Origin of the sequence: Agromyces ramosus, from assembly GCF_030817175.1 — a bacterium.
Taxonomy (GTDB): Bacteria; Actinomycetota; Actinomycetes; order Actinomycetales; family Microbacteriaceae; genus Agromyces; species Agromyces ramosus_A.
In genome coordinates, this window is the sequence record NZ_JAUSYY010000001.1 from 1,033,740 (window position 1) to 1,046,434 (window position 12,695).

The 12,695-nt window shown below is 70.0% G+C and carries 15 protein-coding genes and 1 pseudogene; 7 read left to right on the forward strand and 9 right to left on the reverse strand.

Annotation, left to right across the window (positions count from 1 at the left end):
- Positions 1-12 precede the first annotated feature (12 nt).
- The 3 genes from QFZ26_RS04860 (at position 13) to QFZ26_RS04870 (ending at position 4,188) form a co-directional block, all read left to right on the forward strand.
- A complete protein-coding gene (locus QFZ26_RS04860) occupies positions 13-711 on the forward strand; it encodes a type 1 glutamine amidotransferase domain-containing protein (RefSeq protein ID WP_307039782.1) in 699 nt (232 codons plus the stop codon).
- Between the two features lie 202 nt (positions 712-913).
- Positions 914-3,058, forward strand: coding sequence for an amylo-alpha-1,6-glucosidase (locus tag QFZ26_RS04865; protein ID WP_307039785.1), 2,145 nt, complete (start codon positions 914-916; stop codon positions 3,056-3,058).
- Complete coding sequence (locus QFZ26_RS04870; RefSeq protein ID WP_307039787.1) at positions 3,055-4,188, forward strand: glycosyltransferase family 4 protein; 1,134 nt, start codon at positions 3,055-3,057, stop codon at positions 4,186-4,188. The genes QFZ26_RS04865 and QFZ26_RS04870 overlap by 4 nt, the downstream gene beginning before the upstream one ends.
- A 16-nt stretch (positions 4,189-4,204) precedes the next feature.
- Here the strand turns inward: QFZ26_RS04870 and QFZ26_RS04875 are convergent, their stop codons facing one another.
- From QFZ26_RS04875 to QFZ26_RS18835, 5 genes and pseudogenes are all read right to left on the reverse strand, one after another.
- The gene (locus QFZ26_RS04875) at positions 4,205-4,537 is read right to left on the reverse strand and encodes a TFIIB-type zinc ribbon-containing protein (RefSeq protein WP_307039789.1); all 333 of its coding nucleotides are present in this window, start codon (positions 4,535-4,537) and stop codon (positions 4,205-4,207) included.
- Between the two features lie 177 nt (positions 4,538-4,714).
- Positions 4,715-4,921 (reverse strand): cold-shock protein, encoded by a 207-nt coding sequence (locus tag QFZ26_RS04880; protein ID WP_307039791.1) that lies wholly within the window; start codon positions 4,919-4,921, stop codon positions 4,715-4,717.
- Positions 4,922-5,063: 142 nt separating this feature from the next.
- Complete coding sequence (locus QFZ26_RS04885) at positions 5,064-6,134, reverse strand: fatty acid desaturase family protein (RefSeq protein WP_307044927.1); 1,071 nt, start codon at positions 6,132-6,134, stop codon at positions 5,064-5,066.
- A 223-nt stretch (positions 6,135-6,357) separates the two neighbouring features.
- Positions 6,358-6,759: a uracil-DNA glycosylase family protein gene (locus QFZ26_RS18830; RefSeq protein WP_373460749.1), complete on the reverse strand. Its 402-nt coding sequence runs from the start codon at positions 6,757-6,759 to the stop codon at positions 6,358-6,360.
- A gap of 61 nt (positions 6,760-6,820) precedes the next feature.
- Positions 6,821-7,021, reverse strand: a pseudogene (locus tag QFZ26_RS18835) (UdgX family uracil-DNA binding protein); the annotation flags it as partial.
- An 86-nt stretch (positions 7,022-7,107) separates the two neighbouring features.
- On the opposite strand from QFZ26_RS18835, the gene QFZ26_RS04895 reads away from it, so the two are divergent.
- Positions 7,108-7,980, forward strand: coding sequence for an NAD-dependent epimerase/dehydratase family protein (locus tag QFZ26_RS04895; RefSeq protein ID WP_307039793.1), 873 nt, complete (start codon positions 7,108-7,110; stop codon positions 7,978-7,980).
- A 75-nt stretch (positions 7,981-8,055) separates the two neighbouring features.
- Here the strand turns inward: QFZ26_RS04895 and QFZ26_RS04900 are convergent, their stop codons facing one another.
- Complete coding sequence (locus QFZ26_RS04900; RefSeq protein ID WP_022893782.1) at positions 8,056-8,259, reverse strand: cold-shock protein; 204 nt, start codon at positions 8,257-8,259, stop codon at positions 8,056-8,058.
- Positions 8,260-8,634: 375 nt separating this feature from the next.
- Between QFZ26_RS04900 and QFZ26_RS04905 the strand changes: the two genes are divergently transcribed.
- Entirely contained in the window at positions 8,635-9,162 is a 528-nt protein-coding gene (locus tag QFZ26_RS04905) for a VanZ family protein (protein WP_307039800.1), read from the forward strand.
- Positions 9,163-9,187: 25 nt separating this feature from the next.
- Here QFZ26_RS04905 and QFZ26_RS04910 read toward each other — a convergent pair whose 3' ends face one another.
- Both QFZ26_RS04910 and QFZ26_RS04915 read right to left on the reverse strand, forming a co-directional pair.
- A complete protein-coding gene (locus QFZ26_RS04910) occupies positions 9,188-9,856 on the reverse strand; it encodes a GAP family protein (protein WP_307039802.1) in 669 nt (222 codons plus the stop codon).
- Positions 9,857-9,919: 63 nt separating this feature from the next.
- A complete protein-coding gene (locus QFZ26_RS04915; protein WP_307039804.1) occupies positions 9,920-10,153 on the reverse strand; it encodes a hypothetical protein in 234 nt (77 codons plus the stop codon).
- Between the two features lie 200 nt (positions 10,154-10,353).
- On the opposite strand from QFZ26_RS04915, the gene QFZ26_RS04920 reads away from it, so the two are divergent.
- On the forward strand, positions 10,354-10,482 hold the full coding sequence (locus QFZ26_RS04920) for a hypothetical protein (protein ID WP_307039806.1): 129 nt from the start codon (positions 10,354-10,356) through the stop codon (positions 10,480-10,482).
- Positions 10,483-10,491: 9 nt separating this feature from the next.
- Entirely contained in the window at positions 10,492-11,307 is an 816-nt protein-coding gene (locus QFZ26_RS04925; protein ID WP_307039808.1) for an NINE protein, read from the forward strand.
- A 7-nt stretch (positions 11,308-11,314) separates the two neighbouring features.
- Here the strand turns inward: QFZ26_RS04925 and QFZ26_RS04930 are convergent, their stop codons facing one another.
- Entirely contained in the window at positions 11,315-12,679 is a 1,365-nt protein-coding gene (locus QFZ26_RS04930) for a hypothetical protein (protein ID WP_307039810.1), read from the reverse strand.
- Positions 12,680-12,695: the final 16 nt, after the last annotated feature.

A 12,695-nucleotide genomic window follows, 5' to 3' on the forward strand; every position in this document is an offset into this window, starting at 1 on the left:
AAGGAACAGGCAATGAGCAACATCCTCATGATCGTCACCGGCGCAACCGCCCTGACGATGAAGGACGGGTCGCAGCACCCGACCGGCTTCTGGGCCGAAGAGCTCGTGACCGCCCATCGCGACCTCGTCGCGGCCGGTCACACCGTGACCATCGCGACGCCCGGCGGAGTCACCCCGATCGTCGATGCGGGCAGCCTCGAGCCCTCGCAGACGGGCGGCGAGGCGCAGGCACGCGAGCTCGCCGAGTACCTCGACTCCATCACCGGCCAACTCGAGGCAGCGGTTCCGATCGCCGACGTCGAGCCAGCCGACTACGCCGCCATCGTGCTGCCCGGTGGCCACGGGCCGATGGCCGACCTCGCGTTCGACGCGAACGTGGGCCGCGTACTCGTCGCGGCGAACGAGGCCGGCACCGTCATCGCCCCGTTCTGCCACGGGCCGGCCGCGCTGCTCTCGGCGAAGCTCGCCGACGGCTCGAACGCGTTCGCCGGTCGCCGCCTCGCCGTCTTCACCGACGAGGAGGAGCGCACCGGGGGCACCGGCGAGAACACGCCCTGGTGGGTCGAGTCGGCGCTTCGCGACGCGGGCGCCGTCATCGACCCGGCCTCCCCTTGGAGCGACCATGTCGTCGTCGACGGCAACCTCATCACCGGCCAGAACCCCCAGTCGAGCGCCTCGGTCGCCCGCCGCGTCATCGAAGCGCTCAGCTGAGCGGCCTTCCGGCGCCGCCGGGCGCCGGAAGCCGGGTGGCGGGAGCCGGGTGGCGGGAGGCGGGTGCCCGGATATCACCAAGGATTCGGGGCGGTCAATCCCCTGCCCGCCGGAGGGCAGCCGTGCCTAACGTGAGCGCAAACCCGAGATGGCGCGCGCTGCGCATCGCGCGCCACTCGCCGAGTGCGGAGGTCAAGGGTTCATGGCCGGTTGGAACGCCGATACGCTCGCGCCACCCGTGGGCGCCGGGGCGGTCACGATTCTCGAGGGTGCCTCGTTCTGCGCCTCGAGCGCGAACGGCGACATCGTGCCCGAGCTGCCGTACGGCCTGTTCTTCCGTGACACGCGCATCGTGTCCCGGTGGACGCTGCTCATCGACGGGGCCCCGGTCGAAGCACTGTCATCGCTCACGCCCGAGCCGTATCACGGGGTGTTCGTCGGCCGCGCCGGGCACCTGCCCGGCCGGGCGGACACGCCGCTGACGGTCGAACGCGATCGGCACGTCGACGGCGGACTGCGCGAGCGCATCACCATCCGCAGCTACTCCCGGGAGCCGATGACCTACCGGGTCGAGGTGCTGCTCGAGGCCGACTTCGCCGACATCTTCGAGGTCAAGGAGGGCCGGGCACGCGGCGTCCCGCGCCCGACGAGGCGCGACAGCTCGGGCCGGTTCCGGGTCGAGTCGGTGGGCACGGTCGACCCTCTCGGACTGGTCGTGACGGCACCCGAGGGGGCCGTCGCGGGCGACCGTGTCGCCTTCCGCGTCGTGCTCCCGCCCCGCGGAACATGGAGCCAGGAGCTCGTCGTCTGCCCGACCGTGAACGGCGAGGAAGTGGCGCTGGGGCCCCCGGCCGAAGGCCCCACCCACGAGTCGGAGCCGGTCCGCCGGCTCCTCGCGTGGCAGTCGCGGGTGCCGGTCGCGTCGATGGAGGACGACTCGCTCGAACGGGTCATCCGCCAGAGCCAACGCGACCTCGGCTCCCTCCGGATCTTCGACCCGAAGCACGCCGATCGCGCGGTCGTCGCCGCCGGCGTGCCCTGGTTCATGGCGCTGTTCGGACGGGACTCGCTGCTCACCGCGTGCATGGCACTCCCCCTCGACCCCACGCTCGCGCTCGGCACGCTCAGGACGCTCGCCGACCTGCAGGGCACGAAGCTCGACCCGGCGTCGGAGGAGCAGCCCGGCCGCATCCTGCACGAGGTGCGGCTCGGTGCGACGACGAACCTCGCCCTGGGCGGCGAGTCGGTCTACTACGGCACGGTCGATGCCACGCCGCTCTTCGTAGTGGTCCTGGGCGAGCTCGCACGGTGGGGCGGGCTTCCGGATGACGCGGACGAACTGCTGGCCGCGGCGGATCGGGCACTCGAGTGGATCGAGCGCGACGGCGACCGCGACGGCGACGGCTTCGTGGAATACGCGCGCCTCAACGACTTCGGGCTCATCAACCAGGGCTGGAAGGACTCGTGGGATGGCATCAACTTCGCCGACGGCGCGCTCGCCGAGCCGCCCATCGCGTTGTGCGAGGTGCAGGGCTACGTGTACGCGGCCTATCTCGCCCGAGCACTGCTCGCCGGGATCCGGGGCGACGCCGCGGGAGCTCAACGGTGGACCGAGAAGGCGGAAGACCTGAAGACGAGGTTCAACGAGCGATTCTGGATCCCCGACCGCAAGTGCTTCGCGATCGCCCTCGACCGGGAGAAGCGCCAGGTCGACGCGTGCGCCTCGAACATGGGCCACTGCCTCTGGAGCGGCATCGTCGACGACGACAAGGCGCCCTTCGTCGCCGAGGCACTCCTGTCGGAGCGCATGTTCACGGGCTGGGGCGTGCGCACGCTCGCCACCGACATGGGCGCCTACAACCCCGCGAGCTACCACAACGGCTCGGTCTGGCCGCACGACAATGCGATCGTCGCCGCAGGACTCATGCGCTACGGCTTCGTCGAGGAGGCGCAGCGCATCGCCGTCGGGCTGTTCGAGGCGGCGAACCGGTACGGCGGCCGGCTGCCCGAGCTGTTCTGCGGGTTCGACCAGGGGGAATACCCCGAGCCGGTCGTCTACCCTGCGTCATGCTCGCCGCAGGCGTGGGCGGCCGCGACCCCGCTCTCGCTCCTGCGCACCGTGCTGCGCTTCGATCCGTCGGTGCCCACCGGTGAGGTCTGGATGGCGCCGGTGCTCCCGCCGGAGTTCGGGGACATCCACCTCAGGAACGTGCCGCTGGCCGGCTCACGCATCTCGGTGGACGTCGCCAAGCGCGGCACCTCGGTCGCCGGACTCCCCGCCCACCTCACCCTGCACCAGAAGCCGCTCGGCGCCGCGATGGTGCACACCCGAAGGGAAGCACCATGAGAATCGGCATCATCGCTCCCCCCTGGATCCCCATCCCGCCGCCCGCGTACGGCGGGATCGAGTGCTTCATCGACGTGCTGGCGCTCGAACTCGCCGCCGCGGGCCACGAGGTCGTGCTGGCGGCATCCGGAGACAGCACCTGCCCGGTTGAACGACTGCCGGGCTTCCCACCGTCGGACCAGGACAAGATCGGCATGACGACGCACGAGTTGCGTCACCTCATCCGCGCATACGCCGGCCTCACCGACGTCGATGTGATCGTCGACAACACCCTCGGAGGACCCGTGCTCGCCCAGAGCGCTGCGAGGCGCCCCGTCGTCACCATCGTGCACAGTCCCTTCGAGGAGGTCGTGCTCGAGCTCTACGGCGCCACCTCGCCAGACATGACGTTCGTCGCGATCTCGCGGCATCAGGCGTCGACTTCGCGGCACGTGCGCGTCGCCGAGGTCATCCACCACGGCATCCGGACCGAGGACGTTCCCGTCGGGCCCGGCGGGCCGGACGCGTGCTTCCTGGGCCGGATGCATCCGGACAAGGGCCTCATGGAGGCCATCGAGGTGGCGGAGCTCGCCGGCATTCACCTGCGAATCGCCGCGAAGATGCGTGAGTCGCTCGAATGCGAGTACTTCGAGGAGGTCGTGCGCCCGGCGCTCGGCTCGAACGCGGAGTACGTGGGCGAGCTCTCGACCGACGAGAAGTACGAGCTCATGGGCTCCTCGTGCGCGTTGCTCAACCCGATCCAATGGGACGAGCCGTTCGGCCTGGTGATGATCGAGGCGCTCGCCACGGCGACGCCGGTCGTCGCCACGCCGCGCGGATCGGTACCCGAGATCGTGCAGGACGGCGGCACCGGGTTCATCGGCGCGGACGTCGAGGACCTCGTCGATGGACTGCGCCGGGCGAGCTCGCTCGATCGTGGCGCATGCCGTGCCAGTGTCGAGGAGCGCTTCACCGCGGCGCAGATGGCACAGCACTACGTGGCACTGTTCGAACGGCTGCTGCAGCAGGAGCGCCAGCGCCGCGGCGAGGGCACGCGCGCGGCGGTGCCGCTCCCGACCGAGCGCGCCCGGGCGGCGGCCACGGTCGCCTCCGCCTCGGCGGTGGGCGACGAGCGGCCGCAGACCGCGTAGCGGGATCGCTGGAGGCTCAGTCGAAGAGCTCGGAGAGCCAGCTCTCCTTCTTCTTCTTGCGATAGCCCTGGTCACCGTACCCGCGATTGTCGTAACCGCGATTGTCGTAGGGCTGCTGGTACGCGGGCTGCCCGTAGGCGGGCTGCTGCGGCGGGGCCGGGGCAGCGGGTGCTGCAGGAGCGGCGGGGGCCGACTGCTCGGGGCCGGCATACTCGCGTGAGCCGCGCTCGATGATCTTGTCGAGCTCACCTCGGTCGAGCCACACCCCCCGACACGTCGGGCAGTAGTCGATCTCGATGCCGCTGCGCTCGCTCATCACGAGCACGGTTCCGTCACTGGGGCACTGCATAGGGCTCCTCCTTCAGGGTCTCTCGTGAGCCTATGGAGGGAAGCTGTGGACAAGCTCTGACGAGCCGGGCCCGGAAACGCGAACGAGCGGATGCCGCGGCGCACACCTCACGAAGAGGCGGCAACCGTGACATCCGCTCGTCGACCGGCGCGAAGCGCCGATCAGTCGGGGCGAGAACTACGCGATGACGCGGATGTTCTCGGCCTGCAGACCCTTGGGTCCACGGGCGGTCTCGAACTCGACCTTCTGGTTCTCCTCGAGCGAACGGTATCCGTCGGACGCGATCGCGCTGAAGTGCGCGAAGACGTCGGCAGAGCCGTCATCCGGGGCGATGAAGCCGAAGCCCTTGTCGGCGTTGAACCACTTGACGGTTCCGGTAGCCATAATCTTTTCCTTCTGTAAAAAGCCGAGCCGCCGAAACGACTGCGACGTGCACGACCCTAGGGCCGTGCGGGGTTCCGGCGGCGACGTCCGCCGCCGGAAGTGTGTGGTGCGATGACTCGCACGATTCGATTCTGCATCGTGATCAGGCCCGTCGGAACTGGTTGACCATGGGGCAGTCGAATGGATCGCGGGCTGCGAGGCCCACGCGGTTCAGGTACGCGACGACGATGCCGTAGGACTGCATGAGGGTCGTCTCGGTGTAGGGCACGTCGAGCGTGCGGCAGTGCTCGCGAACGATCTCGCGCGCCTTCGCGAGGTGCGGTCGCGGCATGTTCGGGAAGAGGTGGTGCTCGACCTGGTAGTTGAGGCCGCCGAGGAGGGCGCTCGCCCAGATTCCGCCGGAGACGTTACGCGAGGTGAGCACCTGCTTCGAGAAGAAGTCGAGCTTCACGTCGGCCGGGATGATCGGCATGCCCTTGTGGTTCGGCGCGAACGACGCCCCCATGTAGACGCCGAAGACCGCGAGCTGCACGCCGATGAAGGCGAAGGCCATGCCGAGGGGGAGCATCGCGAAGATCGCGCCGAAGTAGACCGCGAATCGAAGTGCGATGAGGCTGAGCTCGAGGCCGCGACCCTTGACGGGCTGGCGCTCGAAGAGGGTGCGGATCGAGATGATGTGCAGGTTCAGGCCCTCGAGCGTGAGCAGCGGGAAGAACAGGTAGCCCTGCTTGCGCGTGATGAGGGCCATGAGGAACCCGCGCGGCTTCGCTGCCGACTCCTCGGTGAACGAGATGGTGTCGAACTCGATGTCGGGATCTTTGCCGACCTTGTTCGGGTTGGCGTGGTGCCTCGTGTGCTTCGTCATCCACCAGGCGTAGCTGATGCCGACGACGCCGGCGGCGATCGCGCGACCGGCACGGTCGTTGGCCGGGCCGGATTCGAACACCTGACGGTGGGATGCCTCGTGGGCGAGGAACGCGAACTGCGTGAAGATCAGGCCGAGCGCGCCCGCGATGAGGAGCTGGAACCAGGAATCGCCGAGGAGGATGAACCCGGTGATGGCACCGCCGAGGGCGATGAGGAGGACACCCATGAGCATCAGGTAGAACCAGCGCGTGCGGTTCAGAAGGCCGGACTCGCGGACCACCAGTGAAAGAGCGCTGTAACTCCGCGTGATATCAGCGGAGCCGGTGCGGGGCTTCGTCGCCCGGATCGCACCGAGGGTTTCGGTGTGAGAGATGTGTACGTCCCAGCTGGTAATCGACTTCCCAGCCGTGTCTCGCGAGTAACCACTCGCTTGCAGATGCTCTGACTCTACCGGGTTCGCATGGGAAGGCGCTGAGAAATCTCGGGCGGACTCTGATGACATATCGCGAGCGTAGGCTCAGCGGGTGGCGGGGCGAACCCGTTGCACCGGCAACTCTGCGCGTGTTATGTCAGCCATCGCCGGCTGCGCGGGCCGCCGTGCGCAGATCGTCGACGAGGTGGTCGAACGCCGCGGCCCGATCCGCCGCGTCGTCGATGCGGAGCAGGGCCGACGGATGCGTCGTCACGAGCACCGGTGCCGGCAGCGCGGATGCTCCCGCCGAGGCATCCGGCGGCAGCACCCGCCCGCGCACCTCGCCGATGCGCACCGTGCGCCCGAGCACCGCGCGCGCTGCCGTGGCGCCGAGGGCCACCACGATCTCGGGCTGCACCGCGTCGAACTCCGCCTCGAGCCAGGGGCGGCACGCGACGATGTGGCCGACCGCCGGCTTCTCGTGGATGCGGCGCTTGCCGCGGCGTTCGAAGCGGAAGTGCTTGACCGCGTTCGTCAGGTAGACGCCCTCGCGCGGGATTGCCGGCCGCGTCGACGGCTTCGGCGAGCAGGCGACCGGCCGGTCCCACGAACGGCTCCCCCTCGAGGTCCTCCCGGTCGCCGGGCTGCTCGCCGACGAACATCATCGTGGCGCCCTCGCGGCCCCGCGAGAACACCACCTGCGTGGCCTCGCGCCAGAGCTCGCACCCGCGACACTCCTCGGCGGCGCGGCGCAACTCGTCGACACCGGCATCCGGCGGCACCCACTCGTCGGCGCCCGGACGCTGCGGATCCTCGGCCATGCGCCGAGCGTAGGGCGACGGATGCCCCGGCGGCAGGGGGTTGCGCAGCCGCCGCCGTCCTCTCCCCGCGGTGCCAGACTGGACGCATGCGCATCGTCGTCACCGGAGGGTCGGGCAAGCTCGGCCGCACTGTCGTCCGCACGCTCCGCGAAGAGGGCAACGAGGTGCTGAACCTCGATCGCTTCGGCGAGCGCGGCACCTCCACGCACGTCGACCTCACCGACTACGGGCAGGTCATCGACGCGATCGCCGGCGTCGACGACCGGCACACCGGGGCCGACGCGATCGTGCACCTCGCAGCCATCCCGGCGCCTGGCCTCGCGAGCGACGTCGCGACGTTCCACAACAACATGCTGTCGACGTTCAACGTGTTCCAGGCGGCGCGGCGACTCGGCATCACGCGCATCGTCTACGCCTCGAGCGAGACGGTGCTCGGCTTGCCGTTCGACGTGCCGCCGCCGTACATCCCGGTCGACGAGGAGTACGCCGCCCGCCCCGAGAGCACGTACTCCCTCGTGAAGCACCTCGAGGAGCAACTCGCGATCGAGCTCGTGCGCTGGAACCCCGAGCTCTCGATCACCGCCCTGCGGTTCTCGAACGTCATGGACCCCGCCGACTACGCGGACTTCCCCTCCTTCGACGCCGACGCGACCCTCCGCAAGTGGAACCTCTGGGGCTACATCGACGGACGCGACGGCGCGCACGCCGTCAGCCTCGCGCTCGCGAAGGCCCCGCCGGGGTTCGAGCGCTTCATCATCGCCGCGGCCGACACCGTGATGTCACGTTTGAACGCGGAGCTCGTGGCCGAGGTGTTCCCGGGGGTGCCGGTGCACGGCGAGCTCGGCGAGCACGACACCATGCTGTCGATCGACAAGGCCCGTCGGCTGCTCGGGTTCGAGCCCCGGCACTCCTGGCGCGACGAGGTGACGGATGCCGCGGCATCCGTTCGCCCGAGCTGACCGCCGCCCGCGCCGAACGAAGACGAACGCCCCCGCAGCAGTGCTGCGGGGGCGTTCGCGTGGTGCGTGCGCCGCTTAGAGGCCGCGGATGTTCTCAGCCTGCAGACCCTTGGGGCCCTGCGCGACCTCGAACTCGACCTTCTGGCCCTCTTCGAGCGAACGGTAGCCGTTGCCCGAGATGGCGCTGAAGTGCGCGAAGACGTCGGCACTGCCGTCGTCGGGAGCGATGAAGCCGAAGCCCTTTTCGGCGTTGAACCACTTGACGGTTCCGGTTGCCATACTGCTGTCCTTCTGTCGTGTGGGCACCGCTGATGCGAGCCCGTTGCGATCGACGGTCGATCGCGGCCCCGGTGGCGGGGGTGCCGCCGGGACGAGGGGCGAGGGGCGGGTATGCGCTCAGGCATCCGCCGTCTCGTATCAGGTCATGCCACGCGGATCGGTCCGCCTCCGGGCAATCAGATGGAGGCACGGGCGGCCGCCCGCTTGATGGAGGAATCTTGAGGAGACCCTGACGGGTAACGCTCAGGTTCACACTGTACGCGAACGAAAGCTGGCACGGGAAGACCCGATCGCATCGAGTTCGGAAATGTGACCGAACCGGGACATGCGACGAAATGCAGCCCGCTCAAAGGTTCGGAGGAGGAGAATCGCGGGATGGATCGCCGCGCCCTCCTGCTCATCGCCGCTGCCTACGCAGCGGCCGTGCTGTGGGTGACGATCGGGCCGGCTCCCGGCAGCACGAGCGGCAACCAGCTCGACGGCGGCATCCTGAACCCCGCAGCATGGACCGCGCCCGTCACGTGGACGACCGGTCGCCTGTCCGAGATCGTCTTCAACGTCGCGATGTTCATCCCGGTCGGGGTGCTCGCGGCGCTCCTGATCCCACGGCGACGGTGGCCACTCGCATTCCTCGCCGGGCTCGGCTTCTCCGTGCTCATCGAGCTCGTGCAGGTGCCCGTGCTCGATCGGATCTCCGACCCGCGCGATCTCGTGATGAACACGGCGGGAGCGGTGCTCGGCGTCGTCGTCGTGCTCGCGGCACGATTCGTGCACCGCGCCGGCCGGGTCGCGGTGGTCCCGGTGATCGTGCCGTTCGCCGAGTTGGTCGACCCCGCCGAGCTCGTGGACCCCGCCGACGTCGAGCCCGTGCTCGCCGCGGCATCCGCTCAGCGCGCCGCGTAGCGCTCGGCGACCCAGCGCTCAGGCGTCAGAGCCGCCCGACGCCCGTTCCGATGATGACGGCGCCGATGAGGATGAGGATGAGCGCCGTCACCACGCCGCTATTGCGACCGATCCACTCCTTCGCGGAGAGGAGACGCGGCTCCATGCGCTCGGGGTTCGCGAGCGTGACGATGATCGGAATCGCGACCGTCGAGCAGCCGATCACGGTGTAGATGAGGATCGCCACCGCCGACTCGGTCAGGGAGAGGTCCTCGGCGCGGATGACGAGCCCGGCCGCCACCGCGAGGAGCAACCCCTTGGGTCGCACGTTGAGCGCGAAGGCCACGCCGAACGCCGCCCACGGACCGAACGTGCCGACCGCGTTCAGCCACTTCGGCATCGCATCGGTCGGGTTGCGCCGCGCCCGCCGCCACGCGATGACGGCGATCACCACGAGCGCCACGCCGATCAGGATCTCGATGGTGCCGATCGTGGTCTCCGCCCGTCGCGGCGACCGCGCCGTCGGAACCACCTGGGCGAAGAGCGCGGAGAGCGAGACCACGACGAGGATGCCGAGCACCCATCCGATGAGGAACGGCACGGCCGACTGCCTCCGCCGAGGCGAGAGCAGGATGAGGATGGTCGCCATGATCGGCACCGAGCTGATGGCCACCGCGAGCGCGAGCGGAAGGAGTTGCCCGATCGCCGACAGCATCCGTTGCTCTCCTTCGCAGTTCGACTCGATCGTGGTCAGTCGGCGGGCGTGTTCACCGTCGCATCAGTCGTAGTACTGCCACTCCGGTCGCGGGAACACGCGCTCCTGGCCGCCGATCGACAACGTCCATGTGTCGTGCTCGCGGGAGACGAGCGCTCCGGCCACCTTCTCGGACACCCACCCGTCGGCATTCTGCGACCAGCGCACCAGGTGGATCACCCGCCCCACGGGCAGGATGCCATCGAATGGCACCGGCGCGGGTCGGTGTCGGTCCCCAGTTTCTCTCGCCTGCGTCATCCGTACCCCTTCGCGCGCGGCCCAAGACACTTGCCACCTTGCCACCAGCCCCGGGGCAATCCGGATCGACACGCCCCACGGATCGCGAGATTCGTCGGACGTTCGCCCTGCGACGCGCCGCTACAGTTGGCGAGTGACTTCCGCTCCACCCGACGCCACCGCGCGCGCCTCGTGGATGCGGCTCGCCGCCGGTGAGCGGCATGATCACGAACCTGCGAAGCGGCGTGGTCGACCTGCGCGCCAGGCTCATCGCGGGCATCGCCGCGACGGTCGCCTCGTCGCCATCGCCGTGCAGCCGTCGGTTCGCGCCGTACGATCTCAGCAAGTGAGGAGCGCCCATGTCACCTGAGTCCCCCCGCCCGGCCGGCTGGTACGACGATGAAGCGGATGCCTCGCGCCTCCGGTACTGGGACGGCAGCGACTGGAGCCCGCACACCACCCCGCGGCCATCGGATGCCCCGGCGTCACCCGTCCCGCCCACCGTCGCCCCGGCGGCATCCGCGTCGCCGCCCGCTCCCATCGCACCGGCCGCGCCGGCCGCCTTCCCGGTCCCGCCGTCGGCCTTCCCGGGCGCACCCGCGTTCGACGCGATCGACGAGGCCACCACAGCCCGACCCGCGCGTGCCACGCCCGCGGCGTCCGAACCGCCGACCGCCACGATGCCGGCCCCGCCCGAGCGCGGCATCGACGAGCACACGACGGTCCCCGACCACGGTGCCACGGCCACGCCCCCGACCCCGCCCCCGCATGGCGCGGTCGGCGGGTTCGGCACGCCCGTGCCTCCTCCGCCGCCGTACGGAGACCACGCGGCATCCGCCCCCGCGTTCTCGTACGCGCCGTACCAGGCTGCCGGCCGCACGTTCCTCGCGGCGTGGCTCTTCGCACTGTTCCTCGGGTTCTGGGGCGCCGACCGCTTCTATCTCGGCAAGATCGGCACCGCGATCGCGAAGCTCCTGACCCTCGGCGGGCTCGGCGTGTGGGTGCTCGTCGACCTGGTGCTCGTGCTCACCGGCGCGCAGCGCGACCGCGACGGCCGCGCGCTCGAGGGGTACGAGGAGCACCGCAAGGTCGCGTGGATCGTATCGGGCTCGCTCATCGCGTTCGGCCTGCTCTCGGGCATCATCTCGAACGTCATCGCGTTCTCGCTCCGTTGACGCGGTCTCAGCCGGTGCACCAGTCGGAGAACCCGCCGGCGAGGTTCAGCGCGATTCGGGCCGTGGCGATCTCGACGACGGACGTCAGCGTCTCGGTGTAGCCGGGCTTGTTCGAGTAGCCGTCGGGGTGACCGCCCTCGGCCGACGCCGACACGGCGACGTACTCGCCGTTCGGCGAGACACAGTACTCGCGGATGAGGCTCGTCTCGGCCGCCGGCGCGAACACCTGGGTGAGCTCGCCCTCGGGGCCGACCTCGGCGAGCACCGAGGTGCGCACGTTCCGGCCATCCTCGACCTTCGACGCGACGAGCGAGATGAGGTAGTGCGACTCGTCGAGCATCGTGATGCGGCCGGGGTAGACGTTGCCGCCCAGGTCGGCGGACGCCAGCTCGAGCGTGGTCGTCGTGCCGTCGGTGAGGTCGATGAGCGCACCCCGGTCGGGGTCGGCGACCACGAGGTCGGCCGTGCCCGGAAGGAAGCCGCGGATCTCGGTGTGCACGCCGAGCGGCGCCACCGGCTGTCGCCCGAGCACGTCGACGAGGAAGACCGACTGCTCGAAGTCCTGCACCACGACCGAGGCCGTGCCCGGCACGAACGCCCAGGTCGCCACCCGCAGCGGCGACCCGTCGAGCCCGAGCACCGGCTCGGGCTCGGCCGCTGCGGCACCCGACACGTCAATCGTCATCAGCGCGGACTCGTACTGCTTGACGCCGTCGACGGCGGGGGTGTCGAGCACGAAGCCGATGAGCGGATTGGTCGTCGAGGCCGCGAGCTCGCGGATCGAGGCATCCATCGGCAGCGCGAGCTCGAGCGGCTGCGCCTGACCGCCCTGCGAGAGGAGCAGCTCGTTGTGGTCGTCGTCGTCGATCGTGACCACCGCGAGGATGTCGTCGAAGCGCGCGAACTCCTGGATGCGCGGTGCACTCAAGACCACCTCGCTCTCGGGGTTCGCGATGGACGTGCGCTGCACGACGTCGGCCTCCCCGCGATCACTGCGGCGGTGCAGGCTGTAGACCTCCTCGTCGGGCGTCTCGAATCGGTACTCGAGGGTCGACTCGGTGCCCTGGTAGGTGCCGACGACGCCCGGCACGCGAACCGTGTACTCCGCCGCGGAGTCGAGCGGCGCCTCGAAGGTGACGGTGATGCTGCGGTCGTTCGCCTCGGCGGTGACGGATGCCTCGGGCTCGACCTCAACGTCGGCGGCATCGAACTCGGCCACCGGCTGGTTCACCGTGAGCGTCAGCGTCTGGCCCGCGAGTCGCGTCGCACGCGCGGCGTCGATCTGCCCGGCCTCGAGGCGCGGCCCCTGCACGACGCTCGCGAACGCGAAGCCGCCGGTGACGATCGCGAGCACGACGACGGTGCCAAGCAAACGACGGCGGAACGCG